This is a genomic window from Lutibacter holmesii (genome assembly GCF_042679665.1).
Lineage (GTDB): Bacteria > Bacteroidota > Bacteroidia > Flavobacteriales > Flavobacteriaceae > Lutibacter > Lutibacter holmesii.
On record NZ_JBHTMV010000004.1, the window covers coordinates 540717 to 561035 of the forward strand.

At 30.3% G+C, this 20319-nt stretch carries 21 protein-coding genes, 1 other RNA gene and 1 pseudogene; 16 read left to right on the forward strand and 7 right to left on the reverse strand.

Features of this window, described 5'->3' with window-relative positions:
- Nucleotides 1-20: 20 nt before the first annotated feature.
- The 3 genes from yajC to nusB are packed head-to-tail and all read right to left on the reverse strand — an operon-like array spanning nt 21 to nt 1790.
- Nucleotides 21-341, reverse strand: coding sequence for a preprotein translocase subunit YajC (yajC, locus tag ACFQ5N_RS10720; RefSeq protein WP_386809499.1), 321 nt, complete (start codon nt 339-341; stop codon nt 21-23).
- A gap of 27 nt (nt 342-368) precedes the next feature.
- A complete protein-coding gene (locus ACFQ5N_RS10725) occupies nt 369-821 on the reverse strand; it encodes a DUF1573 domain-containing protein (RefSeq protein WP_386809500.1) in 453 nt (150 codons plus the stop codon).
- A gap of 30 nt (nt 822-851) precedes the next feature.
- Entirely contained in the window at nt 852-1790 is a 939-nt protein-coding gene (gene nusB, locus ACFQ5N_RS10730; RefSeq protein ID WP_386809501.1) for a transcription antitermination factor NusB, read from the reverse strand.
- A 164-nt stretch (nt 1791-1954) separates the two neighbouring features.
- Here nusB and ACFQ5N_RS10735 point away from each other — a divergent pair, with 164 nt between their 5' ends.
- Entirely contained in the window at nt 1955-3709 is a 1755-nt protein-coding gene (locus tag ACFQ5N_RS10735) for an ABC transporter ATP-binding protein (protein ID WP_386809502.1), read from the forward strand.
- Between the two features lie 78 nt (nt 3710-3787).
- Nucleotides 3788-4153 carry a PUR family DNA/RNA-binding protein gene (locus ACFQ5N_RS10740; RefSeq protein WP_386809503.1) on the forward strand — a complete coding sequence of 122 codons (366 nt, stop codon included), beginning with the start codon at nt 3788-3790 and terminating at the stop codon, nt 4151-4153.
- 74 nt (nt 4154-4227) lie between these two features.
- On the opposite strand, the gene sucC is transcribed toward ACFQ5N_RS10740, so the two are convergent.
- A complete protein-coding gene (sucC, locus tag ACFQ5N_RS10745) occupies nt 4228-5421 on the reverse strand; it encodes an ADP-forming succinate--CoA ligase subunit beta (protein ID WP_386809504.1) in 1194 nt (397 codons plus the stop codon).
- 277 nt (nt 5422-5698) lie between these two features.
- On the opposite strand from sucC, the gene ACFQ5N_RS10750 reads away from it, so the two are divergent.
- From ACFQ5N_RS10750 to ACFQ5N_RS10805, 12 genes and pseudogenes are all read left to right on the forward strand, one after another.
- Nucleotides 5699-8110 carry a DUF5916 domain-containing protein gene (locus tag ACFQ5N_RS10750; RefSeq protein ID WP_386809505.1) on the forward strand — a complete coding sequence of 804 codons (2412 nt, stop codon included), beginning with the start codon at nt 5699-5701 and terminating at the stop codon, nt 8108-8110.
- Between the two features lie 41 nt (nt 8111-8151).
- Nucleotides 8152-8814, forward strand: a complete 663-nt coding sequence (locus tag ACFQ5N_RS10755) for an ABC transporter ATP-binding protein (RefSeq protein WP_386809506.1) — start codon at nt 8152-8154, stop codon at nt 8812-8814.
- Nucleotides 8815-8823: 9 nt separating this feature from the next.
- Nucleotides 8824-9558, forward strand: coding sequence for a 5'-methylthioadenosine/adenosylhomocysteine nucleosidase (locus tag ACFQ5N_RS10760; RefSeq protein WP_386809507.1), 735 nt, complete (start codon nt 8824-8826; stop codon nt 9556-9558).
- Nucleotides 9559-9600: 42 nt separating this feature from the next.
- Nucleotides 9601-9825, forward strand: a pseudogene (locus ACFQ5N_RS10765) (BatA domain-containing protein); the annotation flags it as partial.
- 69 nt (nt 9826-9894) lie between these two features.
- On the forward strand, nt 9895-11559 hold the full coding sequence (locus tag ACFQ5N_RS10770; protein WP_386809726.1) for a hypothetical protein: 1665 nt from the start codon (nt 9895-9897) through the stop codon (nt 11557-11559).
- Complete coding sequence (locus ACFQ5N_RS10775) at nt 11556-12809, forward strand: dihydroorotase (RefSeq protein WP_386809508.1); 1254 nt, start codon at nt 11556-11558, stop codon at nt 12807-12809. Before ACFQ5N_RS10770 ends, ACFQ5N_RS10775 begins: the two co-directional genes overlap by 4 nt.
- Before the next feature lie 30 nt (nt 12810-12839).
- Nucleotides 12840-13166: a DUF4870 domain-containing protein gene (locus ACFQ5N_RS10780; protein WP_386809509.1), complete on the forward strand. Its 327-nt coding sequence runs from the start codon at nt 12840-12842 to the stop codon at nt 13164-13166.
- 20 nt (nt 13167-13186) lie between these two features.
- Nucleotides 13187-13858, forward strand: coding sequence for an alpha/beta hydrolase (locus ACFQ5N_RS10785; RefSeq protein ID WP_386809510.1), 672 nt, complete (start codon nt 13187-13189; stop codon nt 13856-13858).
- Nucleotides 13859-13867: 9 nt separating this feature from the next.
- Nucleotides 13868-14611, forward strand: coding sequence for a polyphosphate--glucose phosphotransferase (gene ppgK / locus ACFQ5N_RS10790; protein WP_386809511.1), 744 nt, complete (start codon nt 13868-13870; stop codon nt 14609-14611).
- Between the two features lie 30 nt (nt 14612-14641).
- Nucleotides 14642-15253, forward strand: a complete 612-nt coding sequence (locus ACFQ5N_RS10795) for a trimeric intracellular cation channel family protein (RefSeq protein ID WP_386809512.1) — start codon at nt 14642-14644, stop codon at nt 15251-15253.
- A gap of 2 nt (nt 15254-15255) precedes the next feature.
- Nucleotides 15256-15888, forward strand: coding sequence for an NUDIX hydrolase (locus ACFQ5N_RS10800; RefSeq protein WP_386809513.1), 633 nt, complete (start codon nt 15256-15258; stop codon nt 15886-15888).
- Between the two features lie 52 nt (nt 15889-15940).
- The gene (locus tag ACFQ5N_RS10805) at nt 15941-16741 is read left to right on the forward strand and encodes a lysophospholipid acyltransferase family protein (protein WP_386809514.1); all 801 of its coding nucleotides are present in this window, start codon (nt 15941-15943) and stop codon (nt 16739-16741) included.
- Between the two features lie 103 nt (nt 16742-16844).
- Here ACFQ5N_RS10805 and fsa read toward each other — a convergent pair whose 3' ends face one another.
- The 3 genes from fsa to ffs all read right to left on the reverse strand — a co-directional run bounded on the left by fsa (nt 16845) and on the right by ffs (nt 18575).
- Entirely contained in the window at nt 16845-17498 is a 654-nt protein-coding gene (fsa, locus tag ACFQ5N_RS10810; RefSeq protein WP_386809515.1) for a fructose-6-phosphate aldolase, read from the reverse strand.
- Between the two features lie 57 nt (nt 17499-17555).
- Nucleotides 17556-18359, reverse strand: a complete 804-nt coding sequence (locus tag ACFQ5N_RS10815) for an SDR family oxidoreductase (RefSeq protein ID WP_386809516.1) — start codon at nt 18357-18359, stop codon at nt 17556-17558.
- 117 nt (nt 18360-18476) lie between these two features.
- An RNA gene (gene ffs, locus ACFQ5N_RS10820) (signal recognition particle sRNA small type) lies at nt 18477-18575 on the reverse strand.
- Nucleotides 18576-18758: 183 nt separating this feature from the next.
- On the opposite strand from ffs, the gene ACFQ5N_RS10825 reads away from it, so the two are divergent.
- Nucleotides 18759-19289, forward strand: coding sequence for a DUF4199 domain-containing protein (locus tag ACFQ5N_RS10825; RefSeq protein WP_386809517.1), 531 nt, complete (start codon nt 18759-18761; stop codon nt 19287-19289).
- A gap of 15 nt (nt 19290-19304) precedes the next feature.
- Nucleotides 19305-20252, forward strand: a complete 948-nt coding sequence (locus tag ACFQ5N_RS10830; RefSeq protein WP_386809518.1) for a glycosyltransferase family 2 protein — start codon at nt 19305-19307, stop codon at nt 20250-20252.
- Nucleotides 20253-20319: the final 67 nt, after the last annotated feature.

A 20319-nucleotide genomic window follows, 5' to 3' on the forward strand; every position in this document is an offset into this window, starting at 1 on the left:
TATAATAGAACTATTTGTTCTTATTTTTTTTCTACTGGAGCTTGTAATTTTTTACTTAACTCCATAGATACAGCAGAACGTTCAAATTTCATTTTACCTGCACCTGTTTCAATAACTACTGTATTATCGTGATCTACAATATCTACAATTTTTCCGTGAATACCACTTGTAGTAATTACTTTGTTTCCTTTTGCTAATTCAGCTTGGAATTTCTTTTCATTCTTTGCTTTTTTCATTTGAGGTCTAATCATAAAAAGATAGATCACCACAAACATTAATAAAAAAGGTAACATTCCTTGAATTGAAAACCCTTCTGCTTGTAAAAAAATTGCTGTGTACATTTATTTTTATTTATATAATTTTAATTATTAACTTTTTGCAGTTACAGTTCCTTTAATACGGATAACTTCTGTAATTTTTTCTGCATTTGATTTTACGGTGATAGATTTATTTTGTTTCCCTACTCTGTTAGCTGAATTAAATTCAAATTTAATTTCACCAGTTGCACCAGGAGCAATAGCTTCTTTGGTCCACTCAGGAGTTGTACAACCACAAGAAGGTTTTACATTAGTAATAATCAAATCTACTTTTCCTGCATTGGTAACCTTAAACGCACCTTGTACTTTTTCACCTTCAGTAATAGTTCCAAAGTCATACTCTTTTTGATCGAACTCAATAATTGCTGAACCTAAATTTAATTTAGCATCTCTTTCTTTTGCTAATTCTAAATTTGACGAGTTAATTTTAGCTGATGGTTTGTCTTCACAAGCCATAAAAAATGCTGCTAATAATACGATACTTAATACGATTCTTTTTTTCATTGTGATAAAACTTTTTGTAAAAATAAAAAATTACATTAATCCTCTACCTATTTTATTTAATCTTTTTGAAGCCATTAAATCTTTTAAAATTTTATCTAAAACTCCATTAATAAAATAACTACTTTTTGAAGTAGAATAATCTTTAGATATTTCAATATACTCATTTATAGTAACACGTGTTGGAATTGAAGGGAACTTCATAAATTCAGCCATTGCCATTTTTATCAACAACATATCCATTTCTGCAATACGGTCAATATCCCAATTTGGTGTTTTCTCTTCTATTTCTTTTTCGTACTCTGAATGATTTAAAACTACTTTTCGAAACAAGTCTACAACAAACTTTTTATCGTCTTCGTCTTTATATAACTTCCCAAAAATTAAAGGTTTTGTAGCACTTAATCCGTTTAAAGATTTCACAATCCAAGTATTGACAAAAGGAATATCATCAACCCAAGTAATAGTTTTATCTTCAAAATAATCGGCTAACTTATCATTTGGCGCAACAATTTCTTTAAACATAGCTAACACAAACTCTTTATCTTCCTGAAAGTTTGTAGTTTCAGAACTCATATAAGAAGCATACAACTCACTTTCTTTAGTTAGTTTCCATATTTCTTTTATATACTCATCATCTAACTCCCAGTTATGTAAGTTATGTGTTTCAATAAAATCTTTTAATGATGCGCTTTCTGCAATCACATCAAAAACTTGATTCTTAATAAATTTTTTGTTTGGCGATTTTTCTTCGGAAGTTGCTAAAAACTTTTTTTGAGAAATTTGGATATGCTTTTTTTCTAAATCTCTTACTTCAACTAACAAACTAAGTAATAGTGCATACAAATCATACATTTTATCTATACTGTGGTATAGAAATTTTTCCTCTTTCACTAGGTTGTCACTTTTAGACTGTAACAATGCGTAAGCTGACTGCATTACTTTAACCCTAATATGTCTTCTGTTTATCATTTAAAAGAACTTTGTTTTTAACTTTGCAAAAGTACTATTAATTTTTCTAAATCTATGGTAGTTTTTAATTTTTTAACCAAAGTTAAATCTATCTTAATTATTGTTTAAATAAAATTATAATACTGTATATTCGTGCATTAAAAATTGAAGTTACTTACAACTTTATGAAAGCCTTAAAATACCTAAATAAATACTTTGTAAAATACAAATACCGCTTAATCCTAGGCGTTTTTATTACCTTCTGTTCTAAATATTTAGCACTTGAAGTTCCACAACTTATTCGAAAATCTTTAGATGCAGCAAATGATTATAATAATGGCATTATTACAGATTTAGAGGTTGTTAAAGGAGACCTTTTAAACAACATTTTATTAATTATAGGTGCAGCATTGCTTTCTGGTTTCTTTACTTTTTTAATGAGACAACTTATAATTGTTACTTCAAGGTTGATAGAATTTGATTTGAAAAATGAAATTTATCAGCAATATCAACGCTTGTCTATTAATTTTTACAAAAAAAATAGAACCGGTGATTTAATGAATCGCATTAGCGAAGATGTAAGTAAAGTTCGTATGTATTTTGGGCCTGCAATTATGTATACTATAAATATGTTGGTACTTTTTATAGTTGCCATATTTAAAATGTATAGCATAGACAAAACATTAACTTTTTACACCTTAATGCCTTTACCTGTTTTATCGCTATCTATTTATGTTTTAAGTAGAGTTATTAATAAACGAAGTACAATTGTACAGCAATACTTATCAAAACTAACGGCAAATGCTCAAGAAACCTTTTCAGGAATTAGTATTATAAAATCCTACGGAATTGAACCAAAAGTAATGACTGAATTTGGAAGCTTGGCAGATACAACTAAAGAAAAAAACATTGACCTTTTTAAAGCTCAGGCTTTATTTTTTCCTTTAATGATATTGTTAATCGGGTTAAGTAATATTTTAGTTATTTACATTGGTGGTTTACGTTATATTGAAGGTGCAATTACCATTGGTGTAATTGCTGAATTTATTATGTATGTAAATATGCTTACGTGGCCTGTGGCAGTTGTTGGCTGGGTAACCTCAATTGTTCAACAAGCTGAAGCGTCTCAAAAGCGTATCAATGAGTTTTTAGAAGTGAAACCTGAAATTGTAAATGTAAACGAAACGCCAACACCTATTAATGGAACTGTTGAATTTAAAAATGTTTCTTTTACTTATGATGATACTAACATCACAGCTCTTAAAAACATTTCATTTAAACTTCCACAAGGTAAAACTCTTGCTATATTAGGAAATACTGGTAGTGGAAAATCAACTATTATTAGTTTAATTGCAAGGTTGTACGATGGTGATTCTGGAGAGTTAACTATAGACAATACCAATATTGAACAACTCAATTTAAACAACTTACGCCAAAGCATTGGTTTTGTTCCGCAAGAAGCCTTTTTATTTTCAGATACTATTAAAAAGAACATTGCATTTGGTGAAGAAAATGCCGCCGACGAAAAAATTGAACAAGCAGCAAAAGATGCATATATTCATCATAATATTATAAATTTTAATCACGGATACGATACTTATGTTGGTGAAAGAGGTGTTACTTTATCAGGAGGTCAAAAGCAACGAATTTCTATTGCAAGAGCCATTATTAAAGATCCTCAAATTTTAATTTTTGACGATTGCCTGTCTGCTGTAGACACTGAAACTGAAGAAATTATTTTATCTAATTTATATAAAATTAGTAAAGATAAAACCACCATAATTGTAAGCCATAGAATTTCATCTATAAAAAATGCAGACAGCATAATTGTGTTGGATAAAGGCGAAATAATTCAAGAAGGTACACATACTGAGTTAGTTAATAAAAAAGGCTATTATAAAGAATTATATGAGCAACAACTTTTGGAAAAAGAAATATAAAAAAGAATAAAAAAGTCAAATTATTTTATAGATTTGTGGGTAAATCGAATATAAAGATTATTAAATAGAAAGTTAATTATGAGCGACAACGAACATTTAGAACAAGAAGAAATTTTTTCTCAAGTTCTTAGAGCAGGAAGAAGAACTTACTTTTTTGATGTAAGAGCTACGAAAGCTGAAGATTACTACTTAACAGTTACAGAAAGTAAAAAATTCACACATGACGATGGGTCTTTCCATTACAAAAAACACAAAATTTACTTATACAAAGAAGATTTTCAAGAATTTAATGAGATGTTAAAAGCAGCAACTGATTATATTTTAGAAGAAAAAGGTGAAGAAGTTATTTCTGAACGTCACCAAAAAGATTTCAAAAGATCTTCTGATGAAGGAGAAGTAGCAAGTACAGAAAGTTTTACTGATGTAAATTTTGAAGATATTTAATTTTTACAACATCCATAAAAAAAGCCGTTTTCAAAATTTGAAAACGGCTTTTTTTATGCACTTATTTTTTTACACTAAGCTAATACTTGCTGTACCTTATCTGCAGCTTCTTGAAATTCTGTAGCTGAAATTACATCCAACCCACTTTCATCAATTAAATTTTTAGCTTCAATAGCATTTGTACCTTGTAAACGAACAATAATTGGCACTTTAATAGCATCTCCCATATTTTTATAAGCATCAATTACACCTTGCGCTACTCTATCGCAACGTACAATTCCACCAAAAATATTTACCAAAATAGCTTTTACATTATCGTCTTTTAAAATAATTCTAAAAGCAGTTTCAACTCGTTTTGCATCAGCAGTACCACCAACATCTAAAAAGTTAGCAGGTTCACCACCTGATTGCTTAATTAAATCCATTGTACTCATTGCTAAACCAGCACCGTTAACCATACAACCAACATTTCCATCTAAATCTACATAATTTAAACCAGCAGCATTTGCTTCTACTTCAATTTCATTCTCTTCACGTAAATCTCTTAATTCTGCTAAATCTTTGTGACGGAACAATGCATTATCATCTAACGTAACTTTAGAGTCAACAGCTAATATTTTATCATCAGACGTTTTTAAAACCGGATTAATTTCAAACAATGAAGAATCTGACTTTACAAAGGCTGTATACAATGATGAAACAAACTTGATCATTTCTTTTAAAGCATTACCAGACAATCCTAAGTTAAAAGCAATTTTACGAGCTTGAAATCCTTGTAAACCTAGTAACGGATCAATTTCTTCAGTAAATATTAAATGAGGTGTTTCTTCAGCAACAGTTTCAATATCCATTCCTCCTTCAGTAGAATACATAATCATATTTTTACCTGTTGCTCTGTTTAACAACACAGACATATAGTATTCTTCAGGTTCATTATCACCAGGATAATATACATCTTCAGCAATTAAAACCTGACTTACTTTTTTACCTTCTGCAGAAGTTTGCGGTGTTACCAACATCATTCCAATAATATCATTAGCTATAGAAGCAACTTCGTCTAAATTTTTAGCCAACTTAACACCTCCACCTTTTCCACGTCCACCTGCATGAATTTGAGCTTTAACAACCCACCAACCAGTACCAGTTTCTTCAGTCAATTGTTTTGCTGCAGCAACTGCTTTCTCTGGGCTATCGGCAACTATTCCGCGCTGAATTCTAACGCCAAAACTATTTAATAATTCTTTTCCTTGATATTCATGTAAGTTCATTAGTAGTAAGTTATTTTATTAATATTCACAAATATATATAAATCAAACTTATTTTTTATATGGAATTTTAAAAAGTTGACAACTACTTATTTTAACTGTTTTTACCAACCTTCAATATTAATTACACCAGCTAAATATTTTTACAAACTACTTGTGAATTTTGTGCTGATGTAAACAAATAACCCTTCATTTAAATTCATATAATTAACATTATTTTAAGAGGAATTGTATAATATGTTAAATATTTTTGCTTTTAACCTAAAGCAACCATTCTTCAATGAAAAAATATCTAATTGTTTATTTCTTTTGTATTTTTTCATTTGTAACTGCCCAACAAACAAAAAAATCTGTAAATGCTTCTAGAGCGGAAAAAGCGCCCATAATTGATGGTGTTTTAAACGATGATGTTTGGAAAAATGCCGACATTGCTAAAGACTTTGTAATGTTTAAACCTGGAGATGGTACAAAAGAACGCAACAACAAAAAAACAGAAGTAAAAATTACATATGATGATGAAGCTATTTATTTTGGCGCAACATTATATGATGATACTCCAGAACAAATACCAATGCAATTTACCAGTAGAGATGACATTGGAAATGTTGACTGGTTTTTAATTAGTTTAAACCCTTTTAACGACAGCCAAAACGATTTTGAATTTTTGGTTATGAGTACAAACTCACAAGCTGACGCAAAAGTTTTTGCAAATGGAAATGAAGATTTTAGTTGGAATGCTGTTTGGGATAGTGAAGTAACTATGAATGAAGATAGTTGGGTTATTGAAGTAAAAATACCCTATTCACAGTTACGTTTTTCAAACTTACCTATTCAAACTTGGGGAATTAATTTTCACCGTAGAATTAATTATTTAAACGAACAATATTCTTGGAATTATATTGATAAAAGCAAAGGTGAAATTTCCATTTACGCAGGTTTAATTACTGGTATTCAAAATATTAAACCTCCATTACGTTTAAATTTGTACCCGTACACATCGGGAACCGTTTCGTCTTATGATAGCGACACAAGATTTGATGCTAATTTTGGATTAGACATAAAATATGGTTTAAGCGAAAGTTACACATTAGATGTTACTTTGATTCCTGATTTTGGGCAAACTGCTTTTGATGAAACCGTTTTAAATTTAGGTCCGTTTGAACAACAATACTCTGAAAAAAGAGCTTTTTTTACAGAAGGAACCGAGCTTTTTGGTAAAGGTGATTTATTTTACTCTAGAAGAATAGGAAACGCACCTGTTGGCTATTATGATGTTGAAGATAATTTGGCAGAAAACGAAACAATAGTAGACAACCCAACAAATGTAAATATGATCAACGCTGTAAAACTCTCGGGGAGAGATAAAAGTGGTTTAGGTGTTGGTTTTTTTAATGCTATTACAGAAAAAACTTCAGCAAAAATACAAGATACCATTACCGGTACTATTAGAAAAGAAGTAACCGAACCACTTACCAATTACAATGTTTTTGTAATTGATAAACAGTTTAATAAAAATTCATCGGTAAGTCTAATCAACACCAATGTTTTAAGAAATGGTAGTTTTAGAGATTCCAATACAACCGCGTTGCTTTTTGATATTTCTAACAAAGCAAACTCGTACAATGTATCTGGAAACATTAAAATGAGTAATGTTTATGAAGCTAGCGCAAATACTGCTGGTTTTGCTGGTACAATGCGTTTAGCTAAAATTTCTGGAAATTACCAATATTATTTCCGCTACTCAAGAAGCGATGATAATTTTGACATTCAAGACTTTGGATTTCAACGGAGAAATAACTACTCAAACTTTTACTCAGGTGTTTCCTATCAAATATTTGAACCTACTAAAGTTTTTGAAAGATATAGAATTAGGTTTAATACAAGTTTAAGATATTTAAGTGAACCCAATTCCTATACAGGTAATGATGTTGAGTTAAATGCATTTTTTCTTACTATTAACCGTCTTGCATATGGTGCAAATATTGAAGCTAACATTGGTGACCAATATGATTATTTTGAACCAAGAGTTGAAGGTCGTTATTTTAGACAAAAAGGAGTTATTGAATCTGGCGCGTGGATTTCAACTGATTTTAGAAAAAAATTAGCCGTTGAAGCAAATATCAACTATGCAAAAAGATACACTTTAGACAATTATTATGCAGGAATAGAAATTGAGCCTCGCTATCGTTTCACTGATAAATTTCAAGTTATTTATGCATTTCAATTTAGTAAATTAATAAACGAACAAGGTTATGTAGATGAGCTAGATGACGAAAGCATTATTTTTGGAACAAGAGACGTAAAAAACATTGTAAACACATTAAGCGGAAAACTAAGTTTTAACACCAAATCTTCCTTATCACTTTCATTTAGACACTATTGGTCTCCTGTTCAATACGAGAATCAATACTTTGTTTTAAATGACGATGGCACGTTAAGCAATGCTAGTTATAATGAAAACAACGATATAAATTATAATATTTGGAATTTAGATTTTAGTTACACGTGGCAATTTGCTCCTGGAAGCTTTTTAACCGCTTTGTACCGTAATTCTATTTTTAATGAAGATGATTTGTCATACATAGATTTTGGAGAGAACTTAAACAATTTATTTAACGAGCCCATTAACAATATAATATCTCTTAAAGTTATCTATTTCTTAGACTATAACAAAATGAAAACGTGGTTGTAAATTCCCTTTAATTGTTTAATTTCACACCCTTAAGTTATACTATGATTGAAGCAAAAAATATTCACAAGTTTTACGGAGATTTAGAAGTCTTAAAAGGTGTAGATTTAACCATTGAAAAAGGAGAAATTGTTGCAATTGTAGGCCCATCTGGAGCAGGAAAAACAACGCTCTTGCAAATTTTAGGCACTTTAGACCAGCCTTCAAAGAAAAAAGATGCCAACTTAAGCATTCACAATAAAAACTTGTTAAACTTAAAGGATAATGCCTTGTCTAAGTTTAGAAACAAACACATTGGATTTATTTTTCAGTTTCACCAACTATTACCAGAATTTACAGCTTTAGAAAACGTATGTATTCCAGCATTTATTTGTAATACCTCTAAAAAAGAAGCCGAAAAAAAAGCCAAAGAACTGTTAGAATTCTTAGGACTTTCAAACAGAATAAACCACAAACCAAATGAACTTTCGGGAGGAGAACAACAGCGCGTTGCGGTAGCAAGAGCCTTAATCAACAATCCTGATGTGATTTTTGCTGATGAACCAAGTGGGAATTTAGACTCAACATCAGCCAAAAATTTACACGAGTTGTTTTTTACACTTCGTAAAAAATTCAACCAAACTTTTGTTATTGTGACCCACAATCTTGAATTAGCCGAAATGGCAGACCGTAAATTAGAAATGAAAGACGGAAAAATAATAAATTAATCTTTTGAAATGACAGGAATTATTAGCGCAATGCAAGAAGAAATTCAGGCTTTGTTAAACCAACTTGAAAATGTTTCAACCACAAAAAAAGGAATGCGCGAATACTATTGCGGTACTTTATTTAATAAAAAAGTAGTTTTAGTTTTCTCAAGGTGGGGAAAAGTGGCCTCGGCAGCAACAACCACACAATTAATTAACGATTTTAATATTGATGAAATTATATTTACTGGAGTTGCCGGCGGAATTAAAGAACATTTAAATATTGGAGATGTTGTAATTGGAAAACACCTTTACCAACACGATTTAGATGCACGCCCATTTTACAACCAATTTGAAATTCCTATTTTAAAAAACAAGTATCTTGAAACTAAAGATACCACAAACCTATTAAACGCAACACATAATTTTATTGATTGCTACGGTGAATTTGTTTCTAAAACAGAAGCTGAAGTTTTTGATATTTACGCTCCAAAAGTAATTTTAGGTGACATTGCAAGCGGTGATCAATTTATTTCAAGCCTTGAAAAAATAGCACATTTAAACAAATTATTACCAACTACAACTTGTGTTGAAATGGAAGGTGCTGCTGTAGCTCAAATTTGTTACGAATACAATATGCCTTTTTCAATTATTAGAATAATTTCAGACAAAGCAAACGACAATGCTACCATAGATTTTGCAAGATTTGCCAATACAATTGCTAGCAATTATGCACTTGGAATTTTAAAAAACTATTTTGCTTAAGTCACTTTGAATTTTATATCTTTGAAAAACTTTACTTGAATAATGCAATTTAAGCATCCTGAAATTTTATATGCACTGCTACTACTTATCATACCGATAATCGTTCATTTATTTCAATTGCAACGCTTTTCAAAAGTTCCTTTTACCAACGTAAAATTTTTAAAAAATATTGAGCAACAAACACGTAAAAGTGCACGCCTAAAAAAGTGGCTTGTTTTACTTACAAGAATGCTTGCTTTTACTTGTTTAATTTTTGCTTTTGCTCAACCTTATTTTTCTAAATTTTCGAGCAAAGAAAATTTCAACACTAACATATATTTAGACAACTCTTTTAGCATGCAAGCAAAAGGAGAAAATGGTGAACTACTAAAAAATATTGCACAGCATATTATTGAAAACAACCAAAATACAAACAATAATATTACGGTACTTACAAACAACTCTAATTTTCAAAATTTAGATGAGAACAGTTTAAAAAATGAACTCATAAATATTAAATACACTCCAAATAATTTAGATTTAAATACTGTTTTACTTCAACTAAATAAGCGAAAAACTCTTAAAACCAATACTTTAAATAAAAATATTATAATATCTGATTTTCAAGTTTCTACAAATAAAAATAAAATCGATTTTACAAATGTAAACAGTACTACTCAACTACTTCAAGTAACACCTAGTAACAATACCAATATTTTTATAGATAGTGTTTTTATTACAACAAAAAATATTGAAGAAATTACCGTAAATGTACGTATTAAAAGTAGTAAAATTTCAAATTTAAGTGTTCCTGTATCTTTGTTTGAAAGCGAAAAACTTGTTGGAAAATCAACAGCACAATTTAAAAATAATCAATCTAAAACTATTCAATTTACCATTCCAAACACCACAACATTTAATGGTAAAATTACACTTGTAGATAATTTTTTAACCTTTGATAACGACTTTTATTTTAGTGTTTCAGCACCCTCAAAAATAAACGTTTTAAGCATTGGTAAAAGCAGTTCTTTTTTAGCTAAAATTTATACTGAAAACGAGTTTAATTTCACCACTACTCCATTACCTAATTTAAACTATAACACGCTTCAAAATCAACATTTAATTTTACTTAATGAGTTGGAAAATATTCCGCAAGAATTGGTAGATAACTTACTAAGTTTCTCAAAAAATGGAGGAAGCATTGTGATAATACCGGCAATTAATAGTAATTTAAATTCGTACAATTCATTTTTAAAGACGTTGCAAATTGGAACAGTAACAAGCAAAATAGAACAAGAGCATCAAATTACAACTATCAACTATTCGCATCCTTTAATAAAAGATGTTTTTGAAAAAAAAGTAACCAATTTTCAATACCCAACAGCTTCAATTTATTTTGAAAACGCATTTTATGCAAGTACTGATATTCTTAAATTTGACCATAATTCAACATTTATTTCTTCAACAGATTTTACAAATAGTTCTGTTTATTGGGTAGCTTCTCCTTTAGAAAAAAATACTAGCAACTTTACCCAATCATCTTTAATAGTTCCCGTATTTTATAATTTTGCAAAACAAAGTTTACATGCTTCTCAATTGTATTATACCATTTCGCCAACAACTACCATTGACGTTGCAACAAGTATAGAAAAAGACGAAGTTTTAACCGTTTCTAATACCAACACAAAGTTTATTCCTTTACAAACTATTTCACAAAATAAAGTACGACTTCATTTTGAAAACAATATTTTAAAAAGTGGATTTTACACTATATTTAGAGGTGAAAACGCTATAAAAACTATTGCTTTTAATTACAATAGAACTGAAAGCAATTTAAATTATTTGAATGTTGCGCCGCTGATTGCGCAAAACGAAAAAGTTTCCATGGCAACTTCTTTAGAAGCTGTTTTTAAAAATATTCATGATGAACAAAAAATCAATTGGCTTTTTAAATGGTTTTTAGCATTTTCTGTGCTATTTTTGTTCATTGAAATGCTGATATTAAAATATTTCAATATATGATACTACTTCTCAAATCTGCTACTATTATTGACAAAACAAGCCCTTTTCATCAACAAATAAAAGATGTTTTAATTGAAAATGGGAAGATTACCAAAATTTCTGACACTATTGAAAACACTAACAATATTAAAGAAATCAACTTAAAAAACCTCCATATTTCACAAGGTTGGTTTGACACAAGTGTATGTTTTGGAGAACCTGGTTACGAAGAAAGAGAAACTATTGAAAACGGGTTAAACACAGCTGCAAAAAGTGGTTTTACCGCAGTTGCAGTAAACTCTAATACTTTTCCAATTGCAGACAATAAAGCAACCATTCAATACATTAAAAATAAATCTTACGGATTTGCAACAGACCTCTACCCTTTTGGAGCCTTAACAAAAGGATACGAAAGTAAAGATATTGCAGAGCTATTTGACATGAAAAATTATGGCGCTATTGCCTTTGGTGATTACAAAAAACCAATTTCAAACGCCAACTTAATGAAAATTGCACTTCAGTACACTCAAAATTTTGATGGCTTGGTAATGAGTTTTCCTCAAGATAATTCCATTGCTCAAAACGGTTTGGTAAACGAAGAAGAAAACAGTACTAAATTAGGTTTAAAAGGAATACCTGCACTTGCTGAAGAAATGCAAATTGCTAGAGATTTGTTCATTTTAGAGTATACAGGTGGAAAATTACACATTCCAACTATTTCAACAGCAAAATCGGTAAACCTAATAAAAGAAGCTAAAAAGAAAGGATTAAATGTGAGCTGTAGTGTTGCTGCGCATCATTTAGCACTAACAGACAGTGAACTGAAGGAGTTTAATTCTAACACGAAAGTTTTACCTCCTTTAAGAACAGAAAGAGATACAGAAGCACTTATAAACGGTGTTAATGAAGGAGTTATTGATATGATTACAAGCGATCATAATCCTATTGATATTGAACATAAAAAAGTAGAATATCGAAATGCAAAATTTGGAACAATTGGCTTAGAAAGTTTATTTGGAGCATTAAACAACATATTAGACACAGAAGTTTTAATTGACTGCTTAACAACAAAACCAAAACAGGTTTTTAACATTGAAAGTTCTTCAATACAAGAAGGTGAACTGGCTAATTTAACGCTGTTTAATCCTGAAGAAGCATTTACTTTTACTGAAGATGCTATTTTATCTACTTCAAAAAATGCTATCTTTTTAAATAAAAAATTAAACGGAAAAGTATACGGAATTATTTCAAACAATAAAGCGGTACTTTAAACAATACACACACTAACTTAAAAATTACATATGCAAAATAACACAGTAGAAGAAGGTAAAACAATGGCAATTATATCCTATTTATGGTGGATTGGTTTTATAATTGCTTTTATTTCAAACAACTCAAAGAAAAACGCATTTACATCTTTTCATATTCGTCAATCAGTAGGCTTATTATTATTGAATTTTGTAACAGGGTTTGCCTATAAATTTGGTTTTGGTCTGTTAGGATTTTTATTATTAGCAGCTACATTTGTTCTTTGGGGAATTGCTTTAATTGGAGCTTTTAATGGTGAAGAAAAAGAAGTTCCTGTTTTAGGAGATAAATTTCAAGACTGGTTTAAAGCTATTTCATAAATTCAACTTAACATTATTTCATGGAACAATTATCACTAAAATATATAGAAAGAGCACCAATAACTGCTACAGAAACACCTTCAGTACTTATTTTATTACACGGTTATGGTAGCAACAAAGAAGATTTATTTTCGTTTGCACAAGAACTACCTGATGAATTACATATTATTAGCGTACAAGCTCCACAAACCTTAGGCTTTGGAAGTTATTCTTGGTTTACCATTCACTTTAATGATACACAAGGTAAATTTTCTGATATTCCAGAAGCTATTGAAGCAAGAGAATTGGTAGCTACTTTTATTAAAGAAGTGCAAGAAAAATACCAAGTAAAACCTGAAAACACCTATTTACTAGGATTTAGCCAAGGAACTATTTTAAGTTATTCGGTAGCATTAAACTACCCTGAAATTATTCAAAAAGTAATTGCTTTAAGCGGTTATGTTAATCCTGAATTACTTCCTAAAGATGTAAATTTAAAAGACTATTCAGCATTAGACTTTTTTATATCTCACGGAAATGTAGATCAAGTAATTCCGGTTGAATGGGCTAACAAAGCACCAGAATTTCTAAAACAACTACACATAAAACATAGTTACCAAGAATATCCGGTAGGACACGGAGTTGCTCCAAAAAACTTCTTCGATTTTAAACTATGGATTGAAAATCATTTAGCAAAAACAACAAACTCTTAAAAATTAACAATGGAAATATTAGGTATTGATATAGGTGGAACTGGGATAAAAGCGGCAATTGTAGACACAACTACAGGTAAACTTATTACTGAAAGACATCGCATACCAACACCAAAACCCGCTACGCCAGAAGCCGTTGCAAACACCATTCAAGAAATGATCCATTTTTTTAAATGGGATGGTTTAGTAGGTTGTGGATTTCCAACACCTTTGCAACACGGTACTTGTTTAAGCGGTGGAAACTTACACGAAGACTGGAAAGGCACAAATGTTAGAACCCTATTTCACCAAAAAACAGGCAACCAATATAGTGTTGTTAACGATGCAGATGCTGCCGGATTGGCCGAAATAGGATTTGGAGCTGGAAAAAATGTTGAAGGTGTAGTAGTAATGATTACTTTAGGAACAGGTATTGGATCTGCAATATTTTTAGATGGAAAATTGCTTCCTAATACAGAATTTGGACACGTACTTTATAAAAACGGTGAAATATTTGAAAAGTATGCAGCAGATTCTGCACGTAAAAAATATGATTTAAGCCGTAAAGAATGGGGAGACAGATTACATGAATATTTTGAGCATATAGAACTTTTATTATCTCCAGATTTATTTATAATTGGTGGTGGTGCAAGTAAAAAAATAGAAAAATTTGAATCTCGAATAAATATTAGAACACCATTTGTCCCTGCACAATCTGAAAATGAAGCCGGAATTATTGGCGCGGCGTTGGCAGCTAAATATAACATTGTTTAAACCTTAACAATCTTTGATTGCAATTACACTATGAACTTTTTTGATGTTTTAGACCTTTTAGGAACCATTGCTTTTGCAACTTCTGGTGCTTTAACAGCTATTAACAAAAAGTTTGATCCGTTTGGTGTTTTTATTGTTGCTTTTGTAACCGCATTAGGTGGAGGTACGCTGCGTGACGTATTAATTGGAAGAGCTCCGGTAGGCTGGATGTTAGAAACTTATTATGTATACACCATATTAGCTACCGTAGTAATTACAATTATTTTCAGAAAACAAATAAAATTTTTAACAAAGTCAATGTTTTTATTTGACACCATTGGGTTGGGTATATTTACCATTATTGGTACACAATTAGGAGTAGAATCTCATTTTAATCCAATTATTTCTATTGCTTTGGGAACAATGACAGCTGCTTTTGGAGGCGTAATAAGAGATATTCTATGCAATCAAATTCCTGTTATTTTTAGAAAAGAAATTTATGCAACTGCAGCTATTATTGGTTCTATTACCTTCTTAATTTTAAATATGTTTAAACTTGATATTAACATCAATTATGCAATCACCACATCCATTGTTATTATAATCAGATTGATTGCCGTGAGGTTTCATTTATCGTTACCAACATTTTACACTAAAAATTAAGCATGCAGTTTTCACAGTTTAAACAAATTATTCCAAAAATAAGTCAACACCCTGTTGGCGGTTTGGAAGCGCAGTTTAAATTAGCTCCCGAGCTTAGAAAACAATTTTCGGAAACTCAAATAAAAAACAAACACCCAAAATTTGCAGGTGTATTGGCATTATTTTACCCTAGCAGTAACAACGAAACACACTTTTTACTTACAAAAAGAGCTAGTTATAAAGGAACACATTCAGCACAAATAAGTTTTCCTGGCGGAAAACATGAGCAAAAAGACACCTCATTACAACAAACAGCTTTAAGAGAAACCTATGAAGAAGTTGGAGTTACAACCAATGAAATTACAATTATAAAGGAAATGACGAATGTTTATATTCCTCCTAGTAATTTTTTGGTAACACCTTATATAGGATTCAGCAACAACTCACCTATTTTTACAAAAAATCATGAAGTAGAAGAATTAATACCAGTATCACTTGATGATTTCTTACATAACACTACTATTTCAAACACAACACTATCTACATCTTACGCTACAGAAATTACAGTACCCTGCTTTAAACTAAACAGTTATATTGTTTGGGGTGCCACTGCAATGATGTTAAATGAAATAAGGGAACTCTTAAAAAACATCTAACTTTTTTTTAGTAAGTTTGTGCAACCAAATAAATAAAACCAAACCAACTCTAATGTTTAAAAAGAACCCTTTTGGGCACATTCTATTTATAAAAAAATGGCTCATTCGATTTTTTGGAGTCGTATCGCACGGACGTTACCGTCGTTTTAATAAACTTCAAATTGAAGGGTCAGAAATTATACGTTCTCTACCTGAAACCAATGTTTTATTTGTATCAAATCACCAAACATATTTTGCTGATGTAGCAGCCATGTTTCACGTATTTAACGCTGCTTTAAATGGTAGAGATAACACCATAAAGAACATTGGATATATTTGGAAACCAAAATTGAATATTTACTTTGTAGCGGCCAAAGAAACTATGAAAGCTGGTTTATTGCCTAAAATATTTGCTTACGCAGGCTCTGTTTCTATAGATAGAACTTGGAGAAGCAAAGGACAAGATATAAACCGACAAGTAAAAATGTCTGACATTAGTAATATTAGTAAAGCTTTAGATGATGGTTGGGTGATTACTTTTCCTCAAGGAACAACTACACCTTTTAAACCTATTAGACGCGGAACAGCTCATATTATTAAACAATACAAACCTATTGTGGTTCCCATTGTAATTGATGGTTTTAGAAGATCGTTTGATAAAAAAGGATTGAATATTAAAAAACGTGATGTGCTTCAATCTATGGTTATTAAAAAACCAATGGAAATTGATTACGAAAATGAAACATTAGATGAAATTGTAAAAAGAATTCAAATTGAAATTGAACAAGATCCAGCTTCTTTAAAAGTAATTTCTCCTGAAGAATACAAGCGTTTAGAAGATGAATTAAATGCAAAACGAAAATTCTGGAGCTAATAAGCTAATAAAAAATAAACATAAAAAAACCTGTGAAATAATTTCACAGGTTTTTTTATTATAATTACTAGCGTAAACTTTAAAAAAGTACGCAATTGTAAAATTAGTTTCCTTTTTGGTAATCTAGTAAAAACTGAGCCAAACCACTATCTGTTAAAGGGTGTTTTAATAAACCTGTAATAGAAGATAAAGGTCCTGTCATAACATCAGCTCCAATTTTTGCACAATCAATTACGTGCATTGTATGACGAATTGAGGCTGCTAATATTTCAGTTTCAAATCCGTAGTTGTCATAAATTTGTCTAATTTCAGAAATTAAATGCAATCCATCTGTTGAAATATCATCTAATCTACCTAAAAACGGAGATACATATGTAGCACCTGCTTTTGCAGCCAATAAAGCTTGACCAGCAGAAAATACTAAAGTAACATTTGTTCTAATTCCTTTATCTGAAAAATATTTACAAGCCTTTACACCATCAGCAATCATAGGTAATTTTACCACAATTTGAGGGTGCAATGCTGCTAATTCCTCACCTTGTTTTACCATTCCATCAAAATCAGTTGCAATAACTTCTGCAGAAACATCTCCATCAACAATTTCACAAATAGCTACATAATGTTTTAAAATATTTTCTGCACCTGTAATTCCTTCTTTAGCCATTAATGACGGATTTGTTGTAACGCCGTCTAAAATACCTAAAGCTTGTGCTTCTTTAATTTGTTCAAGGTTTGCTGTATCAATAAAAAATCTCATGTCTTATGTTTTAAATAATTTAGTAAAAAATACTTTTATGCAAAAGTACTTAAATCATTATAATTTATAATGATTCATTAATAACTTTTCATAAACTTTATCGGGCAATATTTTCTTAAGTACAATAGAAAATTTCTGCATAAAATCTCCCACTTTGTAATGTATTTTTGGTTTTGAAGTATTAATTACTTTGTAAATAGCTTTTGCCATTTCAATTGGATCTCCTCCACTATCTACATGCGCATCCATTAAATCTAAATTTTCTTGATACACTTTTTTATAAGGTGAATTTTCAAATACTGGTGTATGATAGCGACCTGAAGCAATATTTGTAGCAAAATCACCTGGCGCTACATTGGTTACTTCAACCCCAAAGTTTTTTACTTCCATTCTTATAGCCTCGGTTACAATTTCTAAAGCGCCTTTGGTTGCAGAGTAAATACCTCTAAAAGGCAAGCCCATATAACCAGCAATTGAAGTAACATTTATAATTAAACCACTTTGTTGCTTTCTCATTTGAGGTAAAACAGCTTTCATTACATCAATAGCTCCAAACAAATTAGTATCAAAAACCTTACGCATTTCTTGGGTAGGTGTTTCTTCAATAGGCCCTGTAATTCCCATACCGGCATTGTTTATTAAAACATCTAATTGTCCTTCTTTTGAAATAACTTCGGCTACAGCAGCTTCAATAGTTGCACTATTGTTCACATCTAAGGCCACTAATGGAAAGGAATGATTTTTTATTTTGTCAGGATTTCTACTTGTTCCATAAACAACAAAACCTTTATCAGTTAAAAATTCACCTACAGATTTTCCTATTCCTGAAGAACCTCCAGTAATTAACACTACTTTTTTCATTAAAATAAAACTAAATTGATTAATTGAAAATTCTTATAATTTCGAATTCAAAAGTACATGAAAAGATTGAAATGTGCGTAAATTGCTTTGTTTAAAAGCTTCAAAAAAGTGCATAAAAAAAGGCAAGCTACCTACATCACACTGCTACAACCTAATACCTTTGCTGCGTTCCCGCCCTGGAGGATTCAAAGGGAGCTAGTTGTGTAGGACTTGCCGGATGCAAATTTACAATCATTTTTTAGTATACACAATCATTTTTTTTATATTTTTATGTAACATTTTTAAACTTCTGCTAACTAATGCATTAGTAAGAAATCAATTATTAAACTTTAATTTAACATCTTCTACTAAATGTGTATTTAGTATATTTGTTATTCAAAAATCAACTAATTTAAAATTATGGAAAACCAAAAATCATCTTCAACAAGCATTATGTTAAACTACGGTTTAATTTTAGGATTCATTTCAATAATATTAGCTTTGGCAAACTTTGCTTTTGGTGATATTTATGAGCCACATTGGAGTATGCAAGTTGTTAGTGGAGCAGCATCAATTGTTTTAATTGTATTAGGTCTTAAAAAACTAAAGGAAAATAACAATAACCTTTTAAGTTTAGGAGAAGCATTAAAAACAGGTTTAGGTATTGCGCTTATTTCAGGGCTTGTTTACATTGTTTACTTTTACGTATTTGTAAACTTTATTGAACCAAATTATTTTATGAATCTTGGAAAAGTTCAAGAAGCTGCAATGCTAGAAGCTTACCCAAACTGGTCTGATGAACAAATGGAAGCTTCTTTAGAAATGGCTAAAAAAATGTCTGGCTTTGGAATGATTTCAGCAATTGTAATGATTATGAGCTTATTCTTTGGGTTTGTTATATCATTAATCGCTGGTTTAATTATGAAAAGAAGCGAAGAAGACAACGAATAATAAAGCACAACATACATGAATATATCAGTAGTCATTCCACTATTGAATGAAGACGAGTCTTTAAATGAATTATACGATTGGATTGCAAAAGTTATGCAATCCAATCGTTATTCTTATGAAATACTTTTTATTGATGACGGAAGCACAGATAACTCTTGGAACGTTATTACAAGCTTATGTGAAAAAGATAAAAATGTAAAAGGTATTCGTTTTCTTCGAAATTATGGAAAATCACAAGCCTTAAACGCAGGTTTTAAAGAAGTTAAAGGTGATGTTGTAATTACAATGGATGCTGATTTACAAGACAGTCCAAATGAAATTCCTGAATTGTACAACTTAGTTGCAAACGAAGGTTTTGATCTAATTTCGGGTTGGAAAAAGAAACGCTACGACTCTAAAATCCGAAAAAACATTCCATCAAAGTTATTCAATGCTGCGGCCAGAAAAACTTCAGGATTAAAATTACACGATTTTAATTGTGGTTTAAAAGCCTATAAAAATGTTGTAGTAAAAAATGTTGATGTACGTGGTGAAATGCACCGTTACATTCCTGTACTTGCAAAAAATGCAGGATTTACTAAAATTGATGAAAAAGTAGTAACGCATCAAGCTAGAAAATATGGCGTAACTAAATTTGGAATTGATAGGTTTATAAATGGTTTTTTAGACCTTATTACCATTTGGTTTTTATCTACATTTGGAAAAAGACCAATGCATTTATTTGGTTTATTAGGAACTATTATGTTTCTATTTGGGTTTTTATTTGCTTTTTATTTAGGAATAGACAAATTGTTTTTAAATCCTAAAGGCATATTAATTACACAAAAACCAATATTTTACATAGCTTTATCAACAATGATTATTGGAACACAATTTTTTTTAGCCGGTTTTTTAGGCGAAATAATTCTAAGAACAAAATCGGACACAAACCGATATGCAATTGCAAATAAATTAAATTTATAACAATTTAGTTAAAAGCCTTTTTTATTTGAATATTAAAGGTGAATAACGTTATTTTTGTAAATATCAA

Excerpts from the sequence above, each read along its gene's own strand:
- yajC (WP_386809499.1), bottom strand. The coding sequence starts at position 341 with ATGTACACAGCAATTTTTTTACAAGCAGAAGGGTTTTCAATTCAAGGA.
- ACFQ5N_RS10725 (WP_386809500.1), bottom strand. The coding sequence starts at position 821 with ATGAAAAAAAGAATCGTATTAAGTATCGTATTATTAGCAGCATTTTTT.
- nusB (WP_386809501.1), bottom strand. The coding sequence starts at position 1,790 with ATGATAAACAGAAGACATATTAGGGTTAAAGTAATGCAGTCAGCTTAC.
- ACFQ5N_RS10735 (WP_386809502.1), top strand. The coding sequence starts at position 1,955 with ATGAAAGCCTTAAAATACCTAAATAAATACTTTGTAAAATACAAATAC.
- ACFQ5N_RS10740 (WP_386809503.1), top strand. The coding sequence starts at position 3,788 with ATGAGCGACAACGAACATTTAGAACAAGAAGAAATTTTTTCTCAAGTT.
- sucC (WP_386809504.1), bottom strand. The coding sequence starts at position 5,421 with ATGAACTTACATGAATATCAAGGAAAAGAATTATTAAATAGTTTTGGC.
- ACFQ5N_RS10750 (WP_386809505.1), top strand. The coding sequence starts at position 5,699 with ATGAAAAAATATCTAATTGTTTATTTCTTTTGTATTTTTTCATTTGTA.
- ACFQ5N_RS10755 (WP_386809506.1), top strand. The coding sequence starts at position 8,152 with ATGATTGAAGCAAAAAATATTCACAAGTTTTACGGAGATTTAGAAGTC.
- ACFQ5N_RS10760 (WP_386809507.1), top strand. The coding sequence starts at position 8,824 with ATGACAGGAATTATTAGCGCAATGCAAGAAGAAATTCAGGCTTTGTTA.
- ACFQ5N_RS10770 (WP_386809726.1), top strand. The coding sequence starts at position 9,895 with ATGCAAGCAAAAGGAGAAAATGGTGAACTACTAAAAAATATTGCACAG.
- ACFQ5N_RS10775 (WP_386809508.1), top strand. The coding sequence starts at position 11,556 with ATGATACTACTTCTCAAATCTGCTACTATTATTGACAAAACAAGCCCT.
- ACFQ5N_RS10780 (WP_386809509.1), top strand. The coding sequence starts at position 12,840 with ATGCAAAATAACACAGTAGAAGAAGGTAAAACAATGGCAATTATATCC.
- ACFQ5N_RS10785 (WP_386809510.1), top strand. The coding sequence starts at position 13,187 with ATGGAACAATTATCACTAAAATATATAGAAAGAGCACCAATAACTGCT.
- ppgK (WP_386809511.1), top strand. The coding sequence starts at position 13,868 with ATGGAAATATTAGGTATTGATATAGGTGGAACTGGGATAAAAGCGGCA.
- ACFQ5N_RS10795 (WP_386809512.1), top strand. The coding sequence starts at position 14,642 with ATGAACTTTTTTGATGTTTTAGACCTTTTAGGAACCATTGCTTTTGCA.
- ACFQ5N_RS10800 (WP_386809513.1), top strand. The coding sequence starts at position 15,256 with ATGCAGTTTTCACAGTTTAAACAAATTATTCCAAAAATAAGTCAACAC.
- ACFQ5N_RS10805 (WP_386809514.1), top strand. The coding sequence starts at position 15,941 with ATGTTTAAAAAGAACCCTTTTGGGCACATTCTATTTATAAAAAAATGG.
- fsa (WP_386809515.1), bottom strand. The coding sequence starts at position 17,498 with ATGAGATTTTTTATTGATACAGCAAACCTTGAACAAATTAAAGAAGCA.
- ACFQ5N_RS10815 (WP_386809516.1), bottom strand. The coding sequence starts at position 18,359 with ATGAAAAAAGTAGTGTTAATTACTGGAGGTTCTTCAGGAATAGGAAAA.
- ACFQ5N_RS10825 (WP_386809517.1), top strand. The coding sequence starts at position 18,759 with ATGGAAAACCAAAAATCATCTTCAACAAGCATTATGTTAAACTACGGT.
- ACFQ5N_RS10830 (WP_386809518.1), top strand. The coding sequence starts at position 19,305 with ATGAATATATCAGTAGTCATTCCACTATTGAATGAAGACGAGTCTTTA.